19 protein-coding genes are annotated in these 20,988 nt (G+C 27.8%); 16 read left to right on the forward strand and 3 right to left on the reverse strand.

All coding sequences use genetic code 11. The features are described from left to right. Positions 1-95 precede the first annotated feature (95 nt). From purB to C1715_RS11895, 4 genes are all read left to right on the forward strand, one after another. Positions 96-1,526: an adenylosuccinate lyase gene (gene purB, locus C1715_RS11880; protein ID WP_102400700.1), complete on the forward strand. Its 1,431-nt coding sequence runs from the start codon at positions 96-98 to the stop codon at positions 1,524-1,526. A 184-nt stretch (positions 1,527-1,710) separates the two neighbouring features. After that, positions 1,711-3,318, forward strand: a complete 1,608-nt coding sequence (locus tag C1715_RS11885; RefSeq protein WP_102400701.1) for an RNA polymerase sigma factor — start codon at positions 1,711-1,713, stop codon at positions 3,316-3,318. A 5-nt stretch (positions 3,319-3,323) separates the two neighbouring features. Further along, a complete protein-coding gene (locus tag C1715_RS11890; RefSeq protein ID WP_102400702.1) occupies positions 3,324-5,135 on the forward strand; it encodes an ABC transporter ATP-binding protein in 1,812 nt (603 codons plus the stop codon). Continuing rightward, entirely contained in the window at positions 5,128-6,906 is a 1,779-nt protein-coding gene (locus C1715_RS11895) for an ABC transporter ATP-binding protein (RefSeq protein WP_102400703.1), read from the forward strand. Before C1715_RS11890 ends, C1715_RS11895 begins: the two co-directional genes overlap by 8 nt. A 105-nt stretch (positions 6,907-7,011) precedes the next feature. Here the strand turns inward: C1715_RS11895 and C1715_RS11900 are convergent, their stop codons facing one another. From C1715_RS11900 to C1715_RS11910, 3 genes are read right to left on the reverse strand one after another with little or no spacing between them, the layout of a single operon-like run. Beyond that, positions 7,012-7,362, reverse strand: coding sequence for a DJ-1/PfpI family protein (locus tag C1715_RS11900; RefSeq protein ID WP_102400704.1), 351 nt, complete (start codon positions 7,360-7,362; stop codon positions 7,012-7,014). Between the two features lie 22 nt (positions 7,363-7,384). Then, positions 7,385-7,936: a DUF2087 domain-containing protein gene (locus C1715_RS11905; protein ID WP_102400705.1), complete on the reverse strand. Its 552-nt coding sequence runs from the start codon at positions 7,934-7,936 to the stop codon at positions 7,385-7,387. 12 nt (positions 7,937-7,948) lie between these two features. After that, positions 7,949-8,329: a hypothetical protein gene (locus C1715_RS11910; RefSeq protein WP_102400706.1), complete on the reverse strand. Its 381-nt coding sequence runs from the start codon at positions 8,327-8,329 to the stop codon at positions 7,949-7,951. Positions 8,330-8,874: 545 nt separating this feature from the next. On the opposite strand from C1715_RS11910, the gene C1715_RS11915 reads away from it, so the two are divergent. The 12 genes from C1715_RS11915 to C1715_RS11970 all read left to right on the forward strand — a co-directional run bounded on the left by C1715_RS11915 (position 8,875) and on the right by C1715_RS11970 (position 20,958). Then, entirely contained in the window at positions 8,875-9,690 is an 816-nt protein-coding gene (locus tag C1715_RS11915) for a DUF1835 domain-containing protein (protein ID WP_102400707.1), read from the forward strand. Positions 9,691-9,879: 189 nt separating this feature from the next. Further along, a complete protein-coding gene (locus C1715_RS11920; protein ID WP_102400708.1) occupies positions 9,880-10,566 on the forward strand; it encodes a response regulator transcription factor in 687 nt (228 codons plus the stop codon). A 1-nt stretch (position 10,567) separates the two neighbouring features. Next, positions 10,568-11,509: a sensor histidine kinase gene (locus C1715_RS11925; protein ID WP_102400709.1), complete on the forward strand. Its 942-nt coding sequence runs from the start codon at positions 10,568-10,570 to the stop codon at positions 11,507-11,509. A 295-nt stretch (positions 11,510-11,804) separates the two neighbouring features. Then, entirely contained in the window at positions 11,805-12,710 is a 906-nt protein-coding gene (locus C1715_RS11930) for an ABC transporter ATP-binding protein (protein WP_102400710.1), read from the forward strand. Then, positions 12,711-13,460 carry an ABC transporter permease gene (locus C1715_RS11935; RefSeq protein WP_102400711.1) on the forward strand — a complete coding sequence of 250 codons (750 nt, stop codon included), beginning with the start codon at positions 12,711-12,713 and terminating at the stop codon, positions 13,458-13,460. 17 nt (positions 13,461-13,477) lie between these two features. Further along, positions 13,478-14,203, forward strand: coding sequence for an ABC transporter permease (locus C1715_RS11940; RefSeq protein WP_102400712.1), 726 nt, complete (start codon positions 13,478-13,480; stop codon positions 14,201-14,203). 31 nt (positions 14,204-14,234) lie between these two features. Further along, positions 14,235-15,509 (forward strand): S41 family peptidase, encoded by a 1,275-nt coding sequence (locus tag C1715_RS11945; protein WP_102400713.1) that lies wholly within the window; start codon positions 14,235-14,237, stop codon positions 15,507-15,509. Between the two features lie 291 nt (positions 15,510-15,800). Then, entirely contained in the window at positions 15,801-17,864 is a 2,064-nt protein-coding gene (locus tag C1715_RS11950; protein ID WP_102400714.1) for a penicillin-binding transpeptidase domain-containing protein, read from the forward strand. Positions 17,865-18,100: 236 nt separating this feature from the next. Then, on the forward strand, positions 18,101-18,934 hold the full coding sequence (locus C1715_RS11955; protein WP_102400715.1) for a class I SAM-dependent methyltransferase: 834 nt from the start codon (positions 18,101-18,103) through the stop codon (positions 18,932-18,934). A 257-nt stretch (positions 18,935-19,191) separates the two neighbouring features. After that, positions 19,192-19,533 carry a PadR family transcriptional regulator gene (locus C1715_RS11960; protein WP_102400716.1) on the forward strand — a complete coding sequence of 114 codons (342 nt, stop codon included), beginning with the start codon at positions 19,192-19,194 and terminating at the stop codon, positions 19,531-19,533. Then, on the forward strand, positions 19,526-20,047 hold the full coding sequence (locus tag C1715_RS11965) for a DUF2812 domain-containing protein (protein ID WP_102400717.1): 522 nt from the start codon (positions 19,526-19,528) through the stop codon (positions 20,045-20,047). The genes C1715_RS11960 and C1715_RS11965 overlap by 8 nt, the downstream gene beginning before the upstream one ends. Before the next feature lie 89 nt (positions 20,048-20,136). Then, positions 20,137-20,958, forward strand: a complete 822-nt coding sequence (locus C1715_RS11970; protein ID WP_102400718.1) for a methyltransferase domain-containing protein — start codon at positions 20,137-20,139, stop codon at positions 20,956-20,958. Positions 20,959-20,988 lie beyond the last annotated feature (30 nt).

Genomic DNA, 20,988 nt, shown 5'->3' on the forward strand with positions numbered 1-20,988 from the left:
CACGAACATTTTTATTACATTTTTGAAAATAGTATGTTATAATATGAATTATAATAAAATTACAATATTTTTTGTACATATTGGAGGTTTTTAGCATGAGAGATAGTTACACATCACCATTAGGGGAAAGATATGCTTCTAAAGAAATGTCATATTTATTTTCACAGGATAAAAAATTTAAAACTTGGAGAAAATTATGGGTTGCTCTAGCAGAAAGTGAAAAAGAACTAGGATTAAATATAACTGAAGAGCAAATAAAACAGTTAAAATCACACGTAGAAGATATAAATTATGAAATAGCTGTAGCTAAAGAAAAAGAAATAAGACATGATGTAATGAGTCATGTATATGCTTATGGAGTTCAATGTCCAGATGCTAAAGGAATAATACATTTGGGAGCTACTAGCTGCTATGTAGGAGACAATACAGATCTAATAATTATGAAGGAAGCTTTAAATTTAGTAAGAATTAAACTTATAAATGTTATAAACTCATTAAGCAAGTTTGCTTTAGAGTATAAGGATTTACCTACTTTAGGTTTTACACACTTGCAGCCAGCTCAATTAACTACAGTGGGTAAAAGAACTACTTTATGGATAGAAGAACTATTGATGGATGTTCAAAGTATAGATTTTGCATTAGAACAATGTAGATTTAGAGGGGTAAAAGGTACCACTGGAACTCAAGCAAGTTTTATGAAATTATTTGAAGGTGACGGAGAAAAAGTTAAAAGACTAGATATAACCGTAGCAAATAAGATGGGTTTTGAAAAAGTATTTCCTGTAACTGGACAAACATATACAAGAAAATTAGATTATATAGTTTTAAGTGCCTTAGCGCAGGTAGCTCAAAGTGCATATAAGTTCAGCAATGATTTAAGAATACTTCAAAACATGAAAGAAATGGAAGAACCTTTTGAAAAGAATCAAGTAGGATCTTCAGCTATGGCTTATAAGAGAAATCCTATGCGTTCAGAAAGAATAGGTGCTTTAGCTAGATATATAATTGTAAATTCATTAAATCCAGCAATAACTGCATCAACTCAATGGTTTGAAAGAACGTTAGATGATTCTGCTAATAAGAGAATAGCTGTATCTGAAAGTTTCTTAGCTTTAGATGGAGTACTAAACCTATACTTAAATGTAGCTAGTAATTTAGTAGTATATCCTAAGGTTATATCATCTCACGTAAATAGGGAACTTCCTTTTATGGCTACAGAAAACATTCTCATGGAAGCTGTTAAACGTGGGGGAGATAGACAAGAGCTTCATGAAAAAATAAGAGTTTATTCTATGGAAGCAGCTAAAAGAGTTAAAGCAGAAGGTATGGAAAATAATCTAATTGAATTAATAGTTAAGGATGAAGCTTTTAATATGACAGAAAAAGAAATAATGGATACCATAGATCCAGTTAAATTTACTGGAAGAGCACCTATGCAAGTAGTTGAATTTATTGAAGAATATGTTAAGCCTTTACTTGAAAACAATAAAAAAGCTTTAGGTGTAGAAGCTGAAATAACTGTATAGTAGCATATAAAAAAAGACCAAGATTTTTAAAATCTTGGTCTTTTTTAGTAAAAATGAAAAATCTTTTATAAACATATGGTAGGATGTATAGTATAAATAATGCTAATTTTTTCACTTATTTACCAACCTTTTTTAAAAGTTAGACAGTATATAAGTGTAATGGGAAAGGGGATGAAATTTAGTATTGAAAAAGAATAAAGCCGATAGAATAATAAAAGAATATATAAAACCCTTGTATGGTTTTTCTATGAATAAAACTAGAAATATTAATGAAGCTGATGAACTTGCAAGTAGAATTATACTTCAGGTATATGATGTGCTTATAAAAAGAGATAGCTTTATTGATTTAAATAGCTATATTTTTAAAATCGCTTATAATGTTTGGACAAAATATATTGATGGTAAAACAAAAAGTATTAATAATATATCAATTGATAAAATAGTTATTTCCTCAGACTTAGAAATTGACAAGGATATTTTTAAAAGTGAAATGGCAGGAAAACTCAGGTTAGAAATATCATTTTTGTCAAAACAGCAAAGGGAAATAGTAATACTTCACTATTACAAAGGATTAAAAATAAAAGAAATTGCTAAAAAATTAAATCTACCAGAAGGCACTGTAAAATGGCACCTTTATGAAAGTAAAAAGGAGATGAAAAAAGGTATGGAAGTAATGAGAACTGTTGGGAACTTGGGAATTAGTCCTATTAAATTTTCAAGTATGACACATAATGGGGAACCAGGAAAAAGAGGAGACACTAAGGATTTTTTTAGAAGAACTATAACTCAAAATATAGCTTATGCAGCTTATGGTGAGCCATTAACAATAAATAAAATTGCAGAGGAACTAGGTATATCTCCTATATTTGTAGAAGATGAAGTTAGTGAGCTTGAAGAGTATGGTTTTATGGACAAACTACCTGGTGGAAAGTATCAAACTAATATGTTGATTTCAGAAGAGTCGGAAGAAAAATGGGAAGCACTACAGGAAATATATAAAAAGTATGCTGACATAGTTGTAGATGAGTATTTTCTCCAGTTTTTTAATATGGAAGAGCAGTTTAGAAGTCTCAATATTTATTATCCCAATAATGATTTTAACTTGCTTTTATGGAGTGTAATTCCTTATGCCATGAAAAAATTAAATTTCTCTCAATTGGAGAAAATACCTTATAAGGAAGTTACTACACTGCGTAAAGATGGTGGAAATTATATTGCACTTGCTTCTATCTATAAAGAAATAAAGAAAAGTGATGAATTTAATTATAACTCTTGTGGAGATATGTATAGAAGTAATGACGAATTTCCAATTCTAGGATGGCAATTTAATACAGGGTGGAGTAATAGAGCATTTGATTGGAGAGACAATATTATGTCGGATTATATAGGACTTTATCATTTTATAAATGGCAACTTAAGAGAAAACAATGTAAATATGGATATATACAGAAGACTAATAGATAAGGGCTATTTAATAAGAATTGAAAATGGTTATAAAGTAAATGTGGTTTATTGTAAGAATAAAGAAATAAAAGATAAGTTTATTAAAATATTGCCCTCAGCTTCAGAGAAACTTTTAAAGTTAGGAAATAAGCTAGATAGAGTTGTATATGAAATTGAAAAAGCCTCTCAACCTATTCACATGCATAAAGCTATAAGATATAGCTGTCAGAACAAATTAACAGCCTTAAAAACCTATGTGCTGAAAAATTTATTAGACAGAGGATTATTAAAGGAACCAACTTCTGAAGAAGCAAAAGGTATATCAACAATTCTCTTTATTGAGGAGTGAATTAAGTGTTTAAAAGAATACTAAATTTTTGTAAAATAAGTGTTGCTTCAGCACCAGGATTTTTTATTATAAATATTAGTGTACTGCTTATTATGGCACTGGCTGGAATTGGGATTAGCTACTCTTTTAAATTAGCAACAGATACAATATTATACTACCAAAAGGCTGGAGTGTATAGTATTAAAGTGATGATGCCTATACTATTTTTCTTTTTAATGATATGTATAGGTGGAAATACAAGAAATTTTGAGAATATGATGATAACTGCCTATACCAAAAGGTCTAAAAAACTTTTCTCTAAATTCTTTTTATATAAAAGTTATAAGTCTAAACAAGATGATTTTTATAATAATAGCTTTTATGATAATTATGAGTTTGTAAGAAAAAACATGGATAATACTACTGAAATAACAGTAACGGTATTTAATAAATTTGCTATGTCCAGCTTTAAGCTCATTTTATCAGCTTTGGCTATTTCATATTTTGACCCAATTATATTAGTATGTATATTCTTTTTATCTTTAGCTTTAATTTTTATAAATAAATATATTGTAAAAAGACGAATGGCGTTAAATGAATCATATATTAATGCTGAACGACAGGGCAACTATTATAGAGATTTACTTTCTTCAAGAAAACATGCAAAAGAGCTTAGAATATTCAAATTACAAAATAAATTTTTTCAGAAGTGGGATAAATGGTATAAAGAGTACACCATTTCTAAGTATAAATTTGAAGTAAAAGCTACAATACTATCGAACATTTCCACTATTATTCAGCAATTTATGACTTTTGGATTAACAATTTATTTTTTATATCTCGTTTACACTGGAAAATTAGCTGTAGGAGAGTTTGTATTCTTGAACTCAATAATGTGGTCTCTTACCTATAGTGTAGGTAATATAGTGAATATCCTATCAAAGGACTTAGCTGAAAACTATCAGTATGTAGAAAGATACGAAAACTTTACAGGAAAAACAAGCTTATCAATGTTAAAAAATATATGCGAATCTAATTCAAAAATAAATAGTAATATTGAGGATTTTAAAAGTTTAACCTTTGAAAATGTATGTTATAAATATCCTCATGGAGATAAAAATGCAATTAATAATTTAAATTTCACCTTAAAAAAGGGCGAAGTTATAAGTATTCTTGGATATAACGGAAGTGGAAAGAGTACTTTTTCAAAGCTAATGTGTGGACTTTTAGAGGATTATACAGGAACTATAAAGTTAAACGACAGGAACATAAAAACCTATGATAAGGAAAGCTTATATAGATATTTTGGCATAGGCTTTCAGGATTTTACTAGATACAGTATCTCTTTGAAAGAAAATGTAGCTGTTGGAATGATTGAAAGCTTTAATGATGAGAAACACATCAATAAGGCTATAGAAAAGGGGAATTTACAAGAGGTAATAAAGAAGCTACCCGGTGGAGTGGATACAATATTAGGTAAAGAGTATGATAAGGCTGGTGAGGACTTAAGTGGAGGGCAATGGCAGAGGGTAATTCTATCTAGGGCATATATGGGGGAACCTGATGTGCTTATACTAGATGAACCCACAGCAGCTATAGATCCCATTGAAGAAATGAGAATGTTAAATCAATTTAAGGACATAGTAAAGGACAAAACTGCTCTTTTAATTTCACATCGTATTGGATTTGCTAGGATGTCAAGCCGTATTTGCATAATGGAGGGAGGACAAATAATTGAAAGTGGCACCCATGAGGAGCTTTTAAAACTGAGAGGTAAATACTATGAATTATTTACTTCACAACAAGAGCTTTATAAGGAAGGTGATGTAAGTGCGTAAAAAGAAAAAAGTCTATACACTAAAGGCGTTAAAAGAGGTAAATGCACTAGCATATAAAAGTAGCCCCTTAGCATATGTATTTTTAGTACTAACAACATCGCTTTCAGCTATTAATACATTTATACTACTAAAAGCTACAGAATACACTATAAATTCAGCCTATAGGCTTTTTGATAAAACTATTTATTTTAAATCTGTAGTTATGGGCATCACTCTTTTTACATTGTCAAAAATAATTTTCAAGATAATAGATATTATAAAAACTTTACTTATAAATAAATTGAATCTAAGCCTATCCTATGCCTTTGAAAAGGAGCTTAATACTAAACTTTCAAATATTAAAATAGATTATTATGAAAGCAATAAGACTTATGTAAAGATACATGAAGTTAGAACTAAAACATTAGAAACTATGAAAAACTTTATTGAAAGCACTATGTTTTATATAGAATCAGTTTTTCATGCCATTGTATATGGATATTTTCTTATACAGATTAACATATTAGTGGTAGTAATATATTTAGCATTAGTAGTTATATTCAATAAGGTTGCAGGTAACATGTACAATAGTATAATGAATATTTGGGAGGAAATACAACCTTATAGTCAAAAGCAGAATTACTTTTTTAGTCTTAGTGGAGACAAGGTTACTCATCAAGAGTTTAAGTTCAATAGACTTTTTGGATTTGTAAGCAGTCGATGGGATAAATTATATGATAAAGAATATAAATATAGAATGAAGATATTTAAAAAATTTGAAATTACACTTCAAATAGCAAGAATCGTTTTTAATCTTCCCTATATAGCTATGTTAATATATGTAGCCTTTGAAATAGTTGTAGGTAAACATGAGATAGGTTTTCTAATGTTATGCAATCAGCTTTTTAATGGAATAATAGATACTTTTGCAGGAGTACAAAATACAATTATGACTAATAGTGTTGATTGTAAGTTTATTAAAAGTTACGACGAAATAATGGACTATGAAGAGGATAATAATATATATACTGAAGAAAAAGTAGACAATATTTCCTTTGAAAATGTTATCTACACTTATCCGCAAGCTAAAAGATACGCCTTGAAGAATCTTAAGCTTAATATAAAATTAGGAGAGAAGATTGCAGTAGTAGGGCATAATGGAAGTGGAAAGACCACCTTCACTAATCTTTTAATGGCACTTATGAGTTCAACTAATGGAAAAATTGTAGTGGACGGATACAAAGGCTTAAAGGCAGAATCCATTCTTAGAAGCAGTGTTTCATGTATATTACAGGATTTTGCTCAATATCAAATGACTATAAGAGAGAACATTGAAGTAGGCTATGAAAATCATAAATTTTCAGAGAAAGAAATATGGAGTCTACTGGATACGGTGGGGTTAAAAAAGAGGGTTTTAAAACTACCACAGGGCATTGACACACCACTAGGACAACTACAAAAAGGTATAGAATTATCAAAAGGTCAGTGGCAAAGGCTTGCCATTGCAAGGCTAATGGCTAACCCACAGGCTACTTTATGGATATTAGACGAGCCTACAGCTTATTTAGATCCAATTTCTGAAATTGAAATCTATGACATGATATATAATCTGGCAGGAGACAGAACCGTTCTATTTATCTCCCATAGACTTGGATTTGCAAAGAGAGCTGATAGAATAGTAGTTTTTAATGAGGGGCAAATTACAGAAGAAGGAGTCCATAGGGATTTACTAAATAAAGATGGAATATATGCAAAGATGTACAAAAACCAAGAATCTTGGTATGTGGCATAGCAATTAACAATATGGGCTCACTTTGGATTATTCTAAGGATTTTGTGCAAACACTCATAAAAATTTTAAGATTAATATATTTAAGAATAACTAGGTGCGAGTATTTTTAATACCTAATTATTCTTAAATATTTGTAATTATATACCTTTAAAAGCTTTTGTAAAACTATTTCTATCTTCTTGATTCTCAAAATAACCAAACCAATCACATACTTCAATATTTCGCCATTCCATCCACCTGGAATTATTAAACCTTCTATATCGTCATCTAAATCATCTAAAATATTTTTAATAAGTTTTGAAGGTTTATAAATAATGCCCGATTTGCTTCTTATTAATTTATCATCATATCCAGCAGTAATTATTTCTTTATCTAAATCTGCTCCTAAAAGATGAGTAATAAAGGTTACTTCAAAATCTGCCATTTCATCATAAATAAATACTAAGATTTTTCCCATTTTAAAATCCTCCGTGTTATATTTATAAATTAACTAATTTATAAATGCCATTATTTCTTTCAATTATATTAAATCCAACCATTTCTCTTCTTATTGTGCAGAAATCGTCATGAAAATCAGCTATAATAATATTAACCTCTCTTTCCGTATAATCTCTGCCAGATTCAAAGCTCTTTGCAATTTCTTCTAAAACTATTTTTCTTTTCTTTCGTTGAACAGGGATGGATTTAAGCTTTCCATATTCAAAGAATGCATTTATAACATTTATTCTGTACTGTTCTTCTCTTTCCTTTTGAATATCTTTTTCTGATTCTACTCCATTAATTAAATCATTCAATTTCAATGAAAGTATATCTTTATTTAAATGATAAACCACATAATATTGTTCTTTAGTGGAATAGACTAATTTTACATCTTCTAATTTTTTTAAATGAAAGGATATGGTAGATGGTGCTAAGTTTAATCTTTGTGATAATAGTTCAACATACATGGGACTTTCCATTAGGTTATTTATTATTTGTAACCTAGATTTATCAGCTAAGCACTTAAAAATGTTTATAATTAACTTATCCATTTAATCCTCCTTTTAATATTTATTATAATATTTTTCAAATAAATCTTTAATTTTATTAACTGTTTCTAACTTAATTTGTTCTTTATAATATTCTTCCATCATGCCATATTCCATATCTTTAGCCATCTTTTCAATCCAAGGAGCTGGTATTTTATTAAAGAAGCTGATATAGAAATTATAGAGATTTTTGTAACATTCATCAGTATTTTTAGAACTTTTAAATGCTTTATTATAGCTTACATTAAATACTTTGCAAAATATATCGCAAATATTTGCTTTTATAGTTTCTAAAATAGCCTCATCATTTGAACCCTCTTCTTTTAATATAATAGATTGTTTTCTAAACTCATTTGTTAATTCTGTAAGTTCTTTTAAATATGCATCTTTCAACATTATTTTGATTACCTCCAATCATACTATAAAATTACTAATTTGATCCATAATATATATAATATATATAAAAACATTTATTGTGAATCTATTTCTATAGATATAAAAATAGATTTTGAAATTGGTTTAAATAATTACACTTTTATGTTTTAGAGCAATGTTTAGATAAAATTAAATATGTTAAAATATATATTATAATTAAACCACAAAAAGGTATAATGTGATAGAATTATGAAATTTCTCCTCCATGACTTGCATAAGAGCTCGGAACAATAAATTTAATTTAAGAAATTCTAATCTTTTAGCCATATAAAATTATCTAACACTCACATTCAGCGTCCTGCTTCAGGTTCGCTAGCCTGGCGTCCTTGCCAGGCTTACGATAATTTTATATGTCTAAAAGAAGAATTTCTAAAATTAAATTTAAACAGTTCCTTTGCTTCTTATGTAAGTCATTCCAGAGAAATTTCATAATTCAGGTAATGTAATGCTTTTGTGGGATAATAATATTATGTTGATAAGTCATTTAAAAGAATTGGAGGAATACTATGAAAAAAATAATTCACGTATGTTTTTCTGAAAGTACAAGAGCAAGTTTAAAGTATGCCCTAAGCACTAAGATTATACAGGGAAATAAAGTTATAGGATTTTTTGATGATTTATCTAGTGGACCTATTTATGGGGAAGTGAAGTTGGGATATAGAATTAATTGGTGGAAGAAAATCATTAAAGAGCATGACATTGATTATATAGAATACTTAAAAGGAAACTATTATGAATTCAATAAAAATATTTCTAAAATGACCTCTACAGATACTATTTATTTTTGGATTGGAAATAATGCACTGGATTTATTATCTTTAATGTTTACCTTAGAAAAAATAAATATAACGTTAGATAACATGTACATTGTTAATGTATCAGAAATTACTTTTAATAAAGGGTTAGTTAATGAATTTACTCCAAGATGCCCAGGTGAAATAGATCCTAAAAGATTTTCAGATTTTTTAAGTATTAAAAGGAAAATGGAAAATAAGCCATATAAATTTATATTAAATAATTGGAATAGAATAAAAGAAGAGGAAGGAAATCTAAGAGTTTATCAAGACGGAGAAATTGTAACAGTAGATGAAGATTATTTTGATGCTCTAATACTTAAGTACACTTCCAATGAATTTACAAAATCCGCTAGAGTTGTGGGAAGTACTTTAGGCTTTAGTAAGGATTTTATATCTGACTCCTATATCTTTTGGAGAATACAGGAACTTATTAAAAAGGGAACTATAGAGTATAGAGGAAATTTTAATATTATGAGAGAAATGGAAGTTAGAATTTCAAAAAATTATAAAATTAGGCTCTGTTAAAGGATAAGTGTGAATTAATATAACTTCAAAATACATTATCGTCAACGCTATGTTCTTATTTTTAATAAAGAATGCAAAAAATTAGAATATAATGAATATATTATTAGATAGATTAACCATTGTTAGTATATTTGTTTAGGATTATGATATAATTAATTGGCGTATAAAAAGATAAAGTAGGTGTTGAATTTGAAAAAATCAAAGATTTTAGTGGTAGAAGATGATGAAGAAATAAATGATTTAATATATCGTGCTTTAAAAAATGAGGGCTATGATATAGTCCAATGTTTTAATGGAAAAGAAGCTATAGAAAAATATAACAATACCTTTAATTTAGTAATACTTGATTTAATGCTTCCTTATATTGATGGAATAGAAGTACTTAGGCAAATTAGAACTGTTAATAACGCACCTGTTATTATTCTTTCAGCTAAAGCAGAAGAAACAGATAGAATAATTGGATTAGGTATGGGAGCCGATGATTATATGGTAAAACCATTTTCAGTAAGAGAGTTAATTGCAAGGGTTAAAGCTCAACTTAGAAGATATGTTTATTATAATGAAAGTAAAAAAAGACCTATTTTAGAACATGATGAATTAAAATTAGATACTTTAAATTATAAGGTATATAAACAAACTAAAGAGCTAAGTTTAACTCCAAAAGAATTTAAACTTTTAAAATTATTTCTTTCAAGCCCAGATAGAGTATTTACAAAAGCTCAGATATTTAATAATGTATGGAAAGATGAATATGTAAATGATGATAATACTGTAATGGTTCATATAAAAAGATTAAGAAATAAGATTGAGGACAACCCCAATAATCCTAGATATATAGTAACCGTATGGGGAATTGGATATAAACTTGGTGATTAAAATGAATGTATTTGTGTATATTTTAATAATTATAATAATTATTCTTATGATTTTAATAGTTTTGTTAAATAGAAAATTAAATTATATAAGTAAAATACTAGAGGAAGTTATACAAGGAAACTTTAATCAAAGAATAAGACTTCAAAATCATATAAAATCAATAAATACTATAACTATTAACATAAATAAGTTAATAGAAAAACTTCAAAGGATATTTGAAAAAAATAAAATCAATGAAGATTCTATAAAAAAAATGATATCTAATATATCTCATGACTTGAGAACACCGTTAACTTCAATGCTTGGATATATAGAACTTATTCTTAGTGATACCAATTTAAGTGAAGAGGAAAAAAGAAAATATATTGAGATAGTTTACGGTAAAGGTAATCATTTACATAGTCTTATGGAGGAGTTTTTTCAGGTTTCTAAAATTGAATCTAATGATGTTAAATTGGAAATAAAACAATTAAATATTTCAGAAATTGTGAGACAAAATGTACTATTATTTTTTAATGAATTTAAGGAATATAATAAGAAGATACAAATAAATATTCCGGAAAAGGATATATACGCCTTTGGGGATGAAAAATCATTAAATAGAATTTTAAATAACCTTGTAAACAATGCTTTGAAATATGGTTCAGAAGGTACTCTTGTGGGAATTAATTTAAAAGAAGATGAAAGCTATGTTTTTGTAGATGTATGGGATAATGGTGCTGGAATTCCAAAAGAAGAAATAGATTATGTTTTCGATAGATTATATACCGTCGAAAAGTCTAGAAAATTAAATTTAAAGAGTAGCGGTTTAGGGCTTACTATAGTCAAAAAATTAGTGGAAGCTCAAAATGGGACTATTTCTCTAAAAAGTATTCCCTTTGAAAAGACTGAATTTACATTTGCACTTCCTAAAACATTAATAGAAAATGAGATAAAACATTAGTTTTATCTCATTTTTACGTGCGCTCAGTATGAAGCATAATTAAGATTCTAGTGTTAAATCTAAAAAGTTACTATTATATTGGTAATATTTTACTAAATAAAAAAACAAGGTACGTAGAAATATTGATTTAAGAAAATTGTAAGAACTGTGTAAAAGCAGTGTAAGATATATATTGTATATTATATATATGGTTAACTTTATATGAGTTATATAAAATTTTCAAATAATCTATGTTAAAAAGCTATTATATGACTAGTTGTGTAATTATAATGAAACAGTATAAGGAGGCATAAAAATGGAGTATATTCTTAAGACTTACAATTTAACTAAGGAATTTAAAAGTTTTTCTGCAGTTAAAAATTTAAATATGAGTATTGAAAAAGGACAGATATATGGTTTCCTTGGACAAAATGGTGCAGGTAAAACAACTACCATAAGAATGATTATGGGGCTTATAAAAGCAACTTCTGGAGAGATAGAACTCTTCTCTCAAAAGGCTTCAAATAAAAAGCTTCTTCAAAGAATAGGTTCTATGATAGAATATCCTGGATTTTATCTTAACTTAACAGCAAAAGAAAATCTAGAGATACATAGAAGAATGATGGGGGTTCAAGATAAAAAATGTATAGCAGATTCATTAAAAATAGTGGGTATAGAAAATGTAGCAAATAAAAAAGTGAGAGATTTTTCCTTAGGTATGAAACAAAGATTAGGAATAGCTAGAGCTATTTTACATCATCCTGAATTTTTAATATTGGATGAGCCTACAAATGGTCTAGATCCACTAGGAATAAAAGAAATTAGAGAATTAATTATAGACTTATGTAAAAAGCAAGGAATTACTTTCTTAGTATCCAGCCATATATTAAGTGAAATTCAGCAAATGGCAAGTAAAATAGGAATAATTCATAAGGGTGAGCTTTTAGAAGAAATAGCTTATGATGAATTACAAAAAAGAAACAGGCATTATATTAATATTAGAGTAAACGATGATAAAAAAGCTTCTTTCATTCTAGAGCAAAAGCTAAATATTAAAGATTATGTTATATGGGAAAAAAATATTTTAAGAGTTTACGAAAATTTACAGCAAGTAGCTAATATAAACAAAATATTAGTTTCAAATGACATATTTATAGATGAGATTTGCTTGAAGGTAGATAGTCTAGAGGATCACTTTATAAAACTTACGGGAGGCCAATAAATGTTTAATATAGTTTACTCAGAATTTTTAAAAATAAAAAAATCATATTTATTTATTATAACTTTAATTGCGTCAATTTTTATTCCCGTTATTCAATGCATTCAATCACTTTCAAATAATTATGATGGAGTCTCAGAGGTATTAAGATACGCACTTATGAAAGGTTACCGAGTGAATATAGAAGTAGTTTCCTTTCAGTTTTTATATACAGTTTTTTTATCTTTAATAGCTGGCTATATTTATTCCAGAGAATTCACTGATAAAACAGCTAATATAATATATTCATATCCAATTAGTAGAACAAAAATATTTATAGGTAAACTAATAACTCTATATATAATAATTATATTTATATATGTAATTCAGTTTTTAGCCGTATATTTAACAGTATACATAGCGTGGAATCAGTTACCTCCTAAGAATATTATTATTACAGATTTGAAAGTTAATATATATTCTGCACTATTACAATTTTTAATAATGCCCATACCTATATTAATAGGAAGTATATCTAAAAATATTATTTTCCCTGTAGTATATGGAATACTTGGTGCTGTGTCTTCTTCATTTATGATGTTTACGGGTATATATATGCAGTGTTCTCCTTTTATGTTACCTGCACTACCAATATATTATTTTCATATTGGAGATCCTATTGATTTTATATTAACTATTACTAATGCTGTACTTACTTTTACTATATCTATGTTTTTATGCATTTATTATTACAATAAGTTAGATATAAATTAAGCTGAGGAGGGATTAAAATGATGAATATAATATACTCTGAATTTTTAAAATTGAAAAAATCGAATATTATGCTTATAGTTTTAATTGGCGGAATAAGTATGTCATTACTTATGTTTACAGCACGACTTGTAACTGAAACACATATGTCTTTTGAAAATTACGCATATAATATTGAGCAAATAAATTATTTATTACTTTATGTAGTTTTATTTTCATTAATATCAGCCTATGTTTTTTCTAGAGAGTTTACAGAGAAAACAGCTAATGTCTTATATTGTTATCCAGTGAGTAGGATAAAAATTTTTATAGCAAAAATTTTTATAATATATATACTAATTTCTTTAGTTTATGTCATTGAGGTTGCGTCTATACTTTTAAGTTATTATTTTTTAAATGGAAATTTTCCAGCGGGGCACCTTATAATTAAGGATATAAAAGCTAATTTGTGTTCTCTTATTTTTCAATTTTTACTAGTGCCTATCCCAATTCTAATTGCAAACATAAGTAAAAATATTATGATACCAACAGTATTTGGTATATTAGCTTTCATTATATCAGGTGTTTTTTCTTCCTATTCCGGATATATCAAGTATATGCCTTTATTGACACCTTTTACTTCAGTTAAGTATTTTTACTTGTCTGAATATATTAACTTTAATTATATTATAATTTCTGGTAGTTTATGTTTTCTTTTTTTTATGACTATTTCTATATATGAATTTAACAAAAAAGATATAGATTAAGTTGTTTATACTAAGCTTAATGGAGGTTAAAATGGATAAATTTATAAAGAATACTATTTGCTTTAGTTTAATTTTTTTTACACTATTTTTTACAGGTTGCGGATCACAATATTTAGGAGGAGATAGAAACATTAAGTGGAAAAAAGATTTAAGCTATCTACAAAAGGCCCTTCCTAAGAAACATGTAAACTTATTTTTTAAAATCAGTGAAGAAAAATTTAATGAAGAAATAAATACTTTAAAAAATTCTGTGGATAATTTAAATGATGATGAAATAGTTAACGGTATATATAAAATAATTGCTTCTGTAGGTGATACCCATACATCAGCTTATAAAAAATCTTTAGATATGTACCCTTTACAATTTTATTACTTTAAAGAAGGAATTTATGTAACTAATACTATAAGTAAATATAAGGACGTGCTTTATTCAAAACTAATAAGAATAAATGGAACAGATGTGAAAAAAGTTGAACAAGCTATTCTACCTTTAGTTGCTAAGGACAATAAAGCTATGCTAAAGAAGAGTATTCCAAAATATTTAATGAATGCTGAGGTTCTCCATGGCCTTAAAATTGTATCTAACACAAAAGAGGCAACTTTCACTTTTAAAAATGAAAAGGGCAGGACCTTTGATATAAATATAGATACCATAGATATGGAAACATTTAAAGGGAAATTTATTATTGATAAATATAATGATACATATCCATTATATATGCAGAAATCAAATTTAAACTATTGGTATAAATATATTTCAAGTGAAAAAACTCTATACTTTAAATATAATAAGTGCCTTGGAGTTCAAGAGTCTAATAATGAAAAAGCTAAAAACATGGAAGAATTTACAAATGAACTTTTAAAATTTATGAACAATCATCCTATTCATAAGTTTATAATTGACATGAGAGATAATTCTGGTGGTAGTGATAAATATATAAAGCCTTTTATAACTTGGCTAAAAAATAAAAAAATAAATAACAAAAACAATCTTTTTATTATAGTAGGAAGAAAGACTTTTTCTTCAGCCATAGTTAATGCTGTTATGTTAAAAAAAGAAACTAATGCTACTTTTGTTGGAGAGCCTACTAGTGGCAGACCTAATCATTATGGAGCTGTAAAAAAATTCATACTTCCTAATTCAAAAATAGCAGTACAATATTCAACACAATTTAATAAATTATCAGAAGATAACTCTAATACTTTTATGCCTGATAAGATGATTGAAATATCTATAAAAGATTATTTAAATAAAAAAGATCCTGTTTTGGATTATATACTAAATTATAGTGTAGAAGAAAACTAAATAAAAAACTAAAATAAACATATGAAGTATAATTAAACAACTTTCAAGGACTATATTCTACAGAATGCAGTCCTTGAAAGTTGTTATTTCGTTTTAAATTTAATTTTATAGTTGTAAGTGCAAATTCTAATTTAAAGTTTCTAACATTGTCACACACGTAATATTAATTATCAATCACAATATTGTATATTATGGTATAATTATATTATGTTTAAATCTATTATAGGGAGGAAAGTAATAAAATAGGCATACAAAATCTTTTACTAAAAACGTTATAAGAGGTGTTACTATATGTTAAAGCTAAATTTTAAAAGACTTTTTACTGTATTAACTACAGTAGTATTGCTATTTTCAACAACCTTTATTTTAGCTGGTTGTTCCTTAAAAGAAAAAAATGCTATAGAAACCTTTAATGAGTATAAAGGTTATTGGCAAAAAAAAGATTATAAAAGCATGTATGGAATGTTATCTAAGGAAGCAAAATCTAAAATTACGGAAAAAAACTTTGTAGATAGATATTCTAATATTTATAATGGCATAGAGGCAAAGAATATTTCTATCGATGTAGAAACTACTGATAAAAAAGCGGAAAAGATACCTTTTTCACTAACTATGACAACTGTAGCCGGAAAGATAAATATTAAGGGCTATGAAGCAACTATGATTAAAGAGAAAACAGATAATAAAAAAGTTTGGACTATTAATTGGAGTGAAAAAATGATATTCCCTCAAATGGAGGCTAAAGACAAAGTTAGAGTTGAGACTATTCCAGCTAAAAGAGGAGAAATTCATGATAGAAATGGCTATGGACTTGCTACAAATGGAACTATCGTGTCTATTGGCGTTAAACCTAAAGATTTTAATGTAAATAAAGAAGATAATATCACAAAATTAGCTAAAATTTTAGATATAAAACCTTCAGTGATAGAAAATAAATTAAAAGCTAACAGTAATCCTGAGTACTTTGTACCTATTGTTAATATATCTCCTGATAAAAAAGATATAATTGCAGAAGCTATGAAAATTAATGGAGTAATACATCAGAAACCAGAAAGTAGAATCTATCAAGGTGGGGAAGCTATGGGTTCATTAGTAGGATACGTTGGATCTATAACAGCGGAGGAACTTAAAAAGTTGGATGGCCAAGGATACAGTGCTACTAGTATTATAGGTAAAAGAGGATTAGAGCAGGTTTATGAAAATAAATTAAGAGCTAAAGATGGTAAATTTATTTATATATCAAAACAAAAAGATGGAACTGAAACAAAAAAAATAAAAATTGCAAAAACAGAACCTAAAAATGGAGAAAACATAACTCTTTCTATAGATGCAGAACTTCAAAAGAAAATATACGAGAGTATGAATGGAGAGAAGGGGGCTTCTACAGCTATAAACCCTAAAACTGGAGAAGTTCTTGCAATGGTAAGTTCCCCATCTTTTGATCCTAATTTGTTTACAACCTATGCCCCTGAAAGCACTAAAGCACAATGGGAAAAGGATAAAAATATACAATTTGATAATAGATTCAAAGCTGCATACGCTCCTGGCTCAACATTTAAGTTATTTACTGCAGCAGCAGGATTAGAAAAAGGGAGTATAAACCCAGCAGAAGCCATTAACATACAAGGAAAGCAGTGGCAACCTGATAGTAGTTGGGGAGCATATAAGGTTACAAGAGTAGCAGACCCAGGAAAGTCAGTTAATTTAAAAGATGCCTTTATATATTCTGATAATATATATTTTGCTCAAGCGGGTCTTAAAATGGGTAAGGAGGCTTTTTTAGAAAAAGCTAAATCTTTTGGTATAGGAGAAAAAATGCCTATAGATTATCCAATTGTAAAATCTCAAATTTCTTCTGATAATAACATAAAAAACGATATTCAACTAGCAGATAGTTCTTACGGACAAGGTCAAGTATTGATGAGTCCACTACATGTAGCTTTAATGTATAGTTCCGTGGTGAATCAAGGTAATATGATGGTGCCTAGTCTACATCTTCAAAGTGATAAGAATGCTCCAAAGATATGGAAGAAAAATGTTATTTCTGAGAAAAATGCAAATATACTTTTAGAAGATCTTAAACAGGTTATAGATAATCCATCTGGTACAGGACGTGGAGTTAAAATAGATGGAGTAGCTTTGGCTGGTAAAACAGGTACAGCAGAATTGAAAAAAAGTGTTGATGATACTACTGGCGAAGAATATGGATGGCTTGTTACTATGAATACTGATAATCCTAAAATGGTACTCGCTACTATAATTGAAGATGTTAAGTCTAAAGGTGGAAGCCATTATGTTATACCTATGCAAAAGAAAGTTTTGCAATATTACTTTATTCAAAAGGGTAAAAACTAACAAATTATACCTATATCATTCATTGACTTTGGAAAATAAACCATATATAATAAATTTAGATTGAACTACGAAAGTTCGATTAATGCCTTATAATTTATATAGGTAATATATAAGTATATTAACCACGAAGGTTATAATCATGGAAGTTTTATGATTTAATTTTCGTGGCTTTTTTATTCTCTAGACAGATGAGAGATATGTTTTAGTTTTCATAAAGGATTAAGGGGGAATTGATTATGGATAATGGTATTTTTGAAGAAATGTGGAAAGGTTCGTTTTCAGAGGATCTATCTGAAATACAAAACTTTTGGGATTTACGTGCGGAGGATTTTAATGAAAACTCTACAAAAAAAGAAACACAAATGAGAAAATTAGATTTAATAGAGTTCCTTTTTTCAAAAGGGGCTTTAAATAAAGAAAATAATATTTTAGATATTGGCTGTGGGCCTGGTAAATATTCAATGGAATTTGCAAAGATTGCAGAAAGTGTAATGGGTGTTGATATATCTCCTAAAATGATTGAATATGCTGAAAAAAATGTAAAAAGCCAAGGATTAAACAATGTAAGTTTTAAACTTATTCCATGGCAAAATTTAAATATAGAAGAATTAGGATGGAATAAAAAATTTGATCTTTCCTTTGCTTCTATGAGCCCTGCTATAAATAGTAAAGAGACCCTTCTTAAGATGATTGAAACCTCTAAAAATTACTGTTTTATTAGCGGTTTTGTACATAGAAATAATAATATTTATGATGAGTTATCAAAAAAACTTTTTGGACAAGAACAAAAAAATAAGAAAAAAGTTGGCAATAGCATTTATTGTGCTTTTAATATCCTTTGGAACCTTGGTTTTCATCCCGAAATAACTTATAAAGATGTAGTATGGAGAAAAGAATGTACCGTTGAAAAAGCAACCGAATCTTATATTTTACAATTTAGTAAGCAAGGTTCAGATGATAAGCATTTAAAAGAAAAAATTAAAGATTATTTAGAAACTATAAGTAAGAATGATAAGATAAAGGAAACAACTAAAGCTAAAATTGCTTGGATGTTTTGGAAAGTATCGTAGAATCTATAATTACAATTTCACTATTTCAAAGATAGAAAAGACATTAAAAATCACGGCTACATTCACCGGATTTTTAATGTCTTTTCTATCTTTTCTTCCCACCACCCAAAGGCAACCTTGCCTTTAGCAGGCTCATTTGGCGATTTTGGATTTGATAAAAACCCCTTATATCTTATTGACATTTTATTTACAGCATGATACTATATCATTAAATGATATATCTTTTAATGATATAGTATAAGAATTGGAGTGATTACATGGCAAGACGTAATACACTGGAAGAAGGATACTTAACAGATGCTTATTATTATTTATTATTATGTATGCTAAAACCTATTCATGGATATGCCATGATGGAGCGAGTTAAAGAAATCTCAGATAATAGTTTTGAAATTGGTCCTGCTAATTTGTATACTTCACTTAAAAAGCTTTTAGATGCGAGATTAATTAGGTTAGTTTCAGAAGAGCAAGGTGAGAGAAAAACATATGAGATTCAAAAAAAAGGTAAAACACTTTTAATGAAGGACTATTTAAGACGTAAAGAAATGGTTTCTCATGCAGAAAAAGTTATAAAAGGAATGGGGGATTATTATGAATAAAAATATACGGAAAATGAGTAATAATGGATGGGATATATCAAAAAATACTATGCTAGATAAAATGTCTCAATGGGCAAAAGAGGGGTGGCTGCTTCATTCAAGCTCAATTTTTTCCTTTGAGTTTATAAAGGGTGAACCTCAGGATTTAATATATACTATGGATTTTCAGGAACATATTGATGATTTAGATGAATATTTGATGATTTTTAAGCATGCTGGCTGGGAATTTGTTTGTGAATCTTATGGTTATCGAATTTTCAAAGCATCACCAGGAACGCTGCCAATATATACAGATCCAACACCATTAGAAGAGGCTAGAAAAAAGCGTGTTAATATAAATATATTCTTACTGGTTTTCAGCATTGCACTGATGGCTGTATTTAGTTTCATTGGACATCGTATAGAAGGTGGCGCTGGAGAAATTTTTTTCATAATTTTAGTTGGAATAGCTGCAGCATCATTTGGATGGAACATTACATGGTTCTATGGATTGCATTTTAGAAAAAATAAATAGATAAGGATATTTTTAATACAAAACCTTAATGGACACGTAATTAATAAATTATTTCAATAACTTATTTTAATATATGGGGGGCAAATATAATGCATTCAATAAAATCAATTCTAGAAGAGTTCGGCTTAGATCCAAAGAAAGAAATATCGGAATCACTAAAAGGTGTTGATTATCCAAAAGATTATGACCCTATTAATGACTTTCATAAAGAAATAATTGAAAAAAGTAAATTTATTAATAATCTTATTCAAAATGGTTTTTTAGAAGACGACATTTCAAAATTTAATGTCTTAGAAATTGGAGGGGGAATTTGTAGTACTGCAGCATCATTTGCAAATAAGTGCAATACTGTAATTTCATTTGAATTAGAGAAAGTACATTGTTTATATGCTAAAAGGTGCAAAGAACATTTTAACATAGAAAATTTAGCTGTGTATTTAGGGAGTATTACCGATATAGAAGGAAATGAGCATTATACAATAAAAAATAATTCAGTAGATATAATAATTTCTTATTCAGGAATGTTTAGATATACTGTTTTAGATAGTTTAGACATAATACATAAAATGTTAAAACCTAATGGAAAATTTATTTGTGTATATCCAAGATTCTGGACAAACTCTACTGAAATAAATAGCATTGATAAAAAGCTTTTAACTAGAGCATTATCTAAAAATGAAAATTGGAATGAATTTCAAAATAAGTTTAAAGAAAAACTTAAAAATTTAAATTTTGTAATAGAGCATCATGGAGTATTAAAAAACCAAGAAATGATGCCAATAGGTGGTGATGTGATAATTGGATCGAATATTGCTTCTTCAAGGAAAGAGTATTCAAATAATCCTATTAATGGACTTGCTTTTGGGAAAACACTTATAACATGTAATACTCTAATATGTCATAAATTATAAAAGAAGTTATTTTTATTACGTGAGGAGATA

It is taken from the genome of Haloimpatiens massiliensis (assembly GCF_900184255.1).
GTDB classification, from domain to species: Bacteria; Bacillota; Clostridia; order Clostridiales; family Clostridiaceae; genus Haloimpatiens; species Haloimpatiens massiliensis.

Coding starts and splice junctions, on each gene's coding strand:
- purB (WP_102400700.1), top strand. CDS start 96: ATGAGAGATAGTTACACATCACCATTAGGGGAAAGATATGCTTCTAAA.
- C1715_RS11900 (WP_102400704.1), bottom strand. CDS start 7,362: ATGGGAAAAATCTTAGTATTTATTTATGATGAAATGGCAGATTTTGAA.
- C1715_RS11905 (WP_102400705.1), bottom strand. CDS start 7,936: ATGGATAAGTTAATTATAAACATTTTTAAGTGCTTAGCTGATAAATCT.
- C1715_RS11910 (WP_102400706.1), bottom strand. CDS start 8,329: ATGTTGAAAGATGCATATTTAAAAGAACTTACAGAATTAACAAATGAG.
- C1715_RS11915 (WP_102400707.1), top strand. CDS start 8,875: ATGAAAAAAATAATTCACGTATGTTTTTCTGAAAGTACAAGAGCAAGT.
- C1715_RS11925 (WP_102400709.1), top strand. CDS start 10,568: ATGAATGTATTTGTGTATATTTTAATAATTATAATAATTATTCTTATG.
- C1715_RS11930 (WP_102400710.1), top strand. CDS start 11,805: ATGGAGTATATTCTTAAGACTTACAATTTAACTAAGGAATTTAAAAGT.
- C1715_RS11935 (WP_102400711.1), top strand. CDS start 12,711: ATGTTTAATATAGTTTACTCAGAATTTTTAAAAATAAAAAAATCATAT.
- C1715_RS11940 (WP_102400712.1), top strand. CDS start 13,478: ATGATGAATATAATATACTCTGAATTTTTAAAATTGAAAAAATCGAAT.
- C1715_RS11945 (WP_102400713.1), top strand. CDS start 14,235: ATGGATAAATTTATAAAGAATACTATTTGCTTTAGTTTAATTTTTTTT.
- C1715_RS11950 (WP_102400714.1), top strand. CDS start 15,801: ATGTTAAAGCTAAATTTTAAAAGACTTTTTACTGTATTAACTACAGTA.
- C1715_RS11955 (WP_102400715.1), top strand. CDS start 18,101: ATGGATAATGGTATTTTTGAAGAAATGTGGAAAGGTTCGTTTTCAGAG.
- C1715_RS11960 (WP_102400716.1), top strand. CDS start 19,192: ATGGCAAGACGTAATACACTGGAAGAAGGATACTTAACAGATGCTTAT.
- C1715_RS11965 (WP_102400717.1), top strand. CDS start 19,526: ATGAATAAAAATATACGGAAAATGAGTAATAATGGATGGGATATATCA.
- C1715_RS11970 (WP_102400718.1), top strand. CDS start 20,137: ATGCATTCAATAAAATCAATTCTAGAAGAGTTCGGCTTAGATCCAAAG.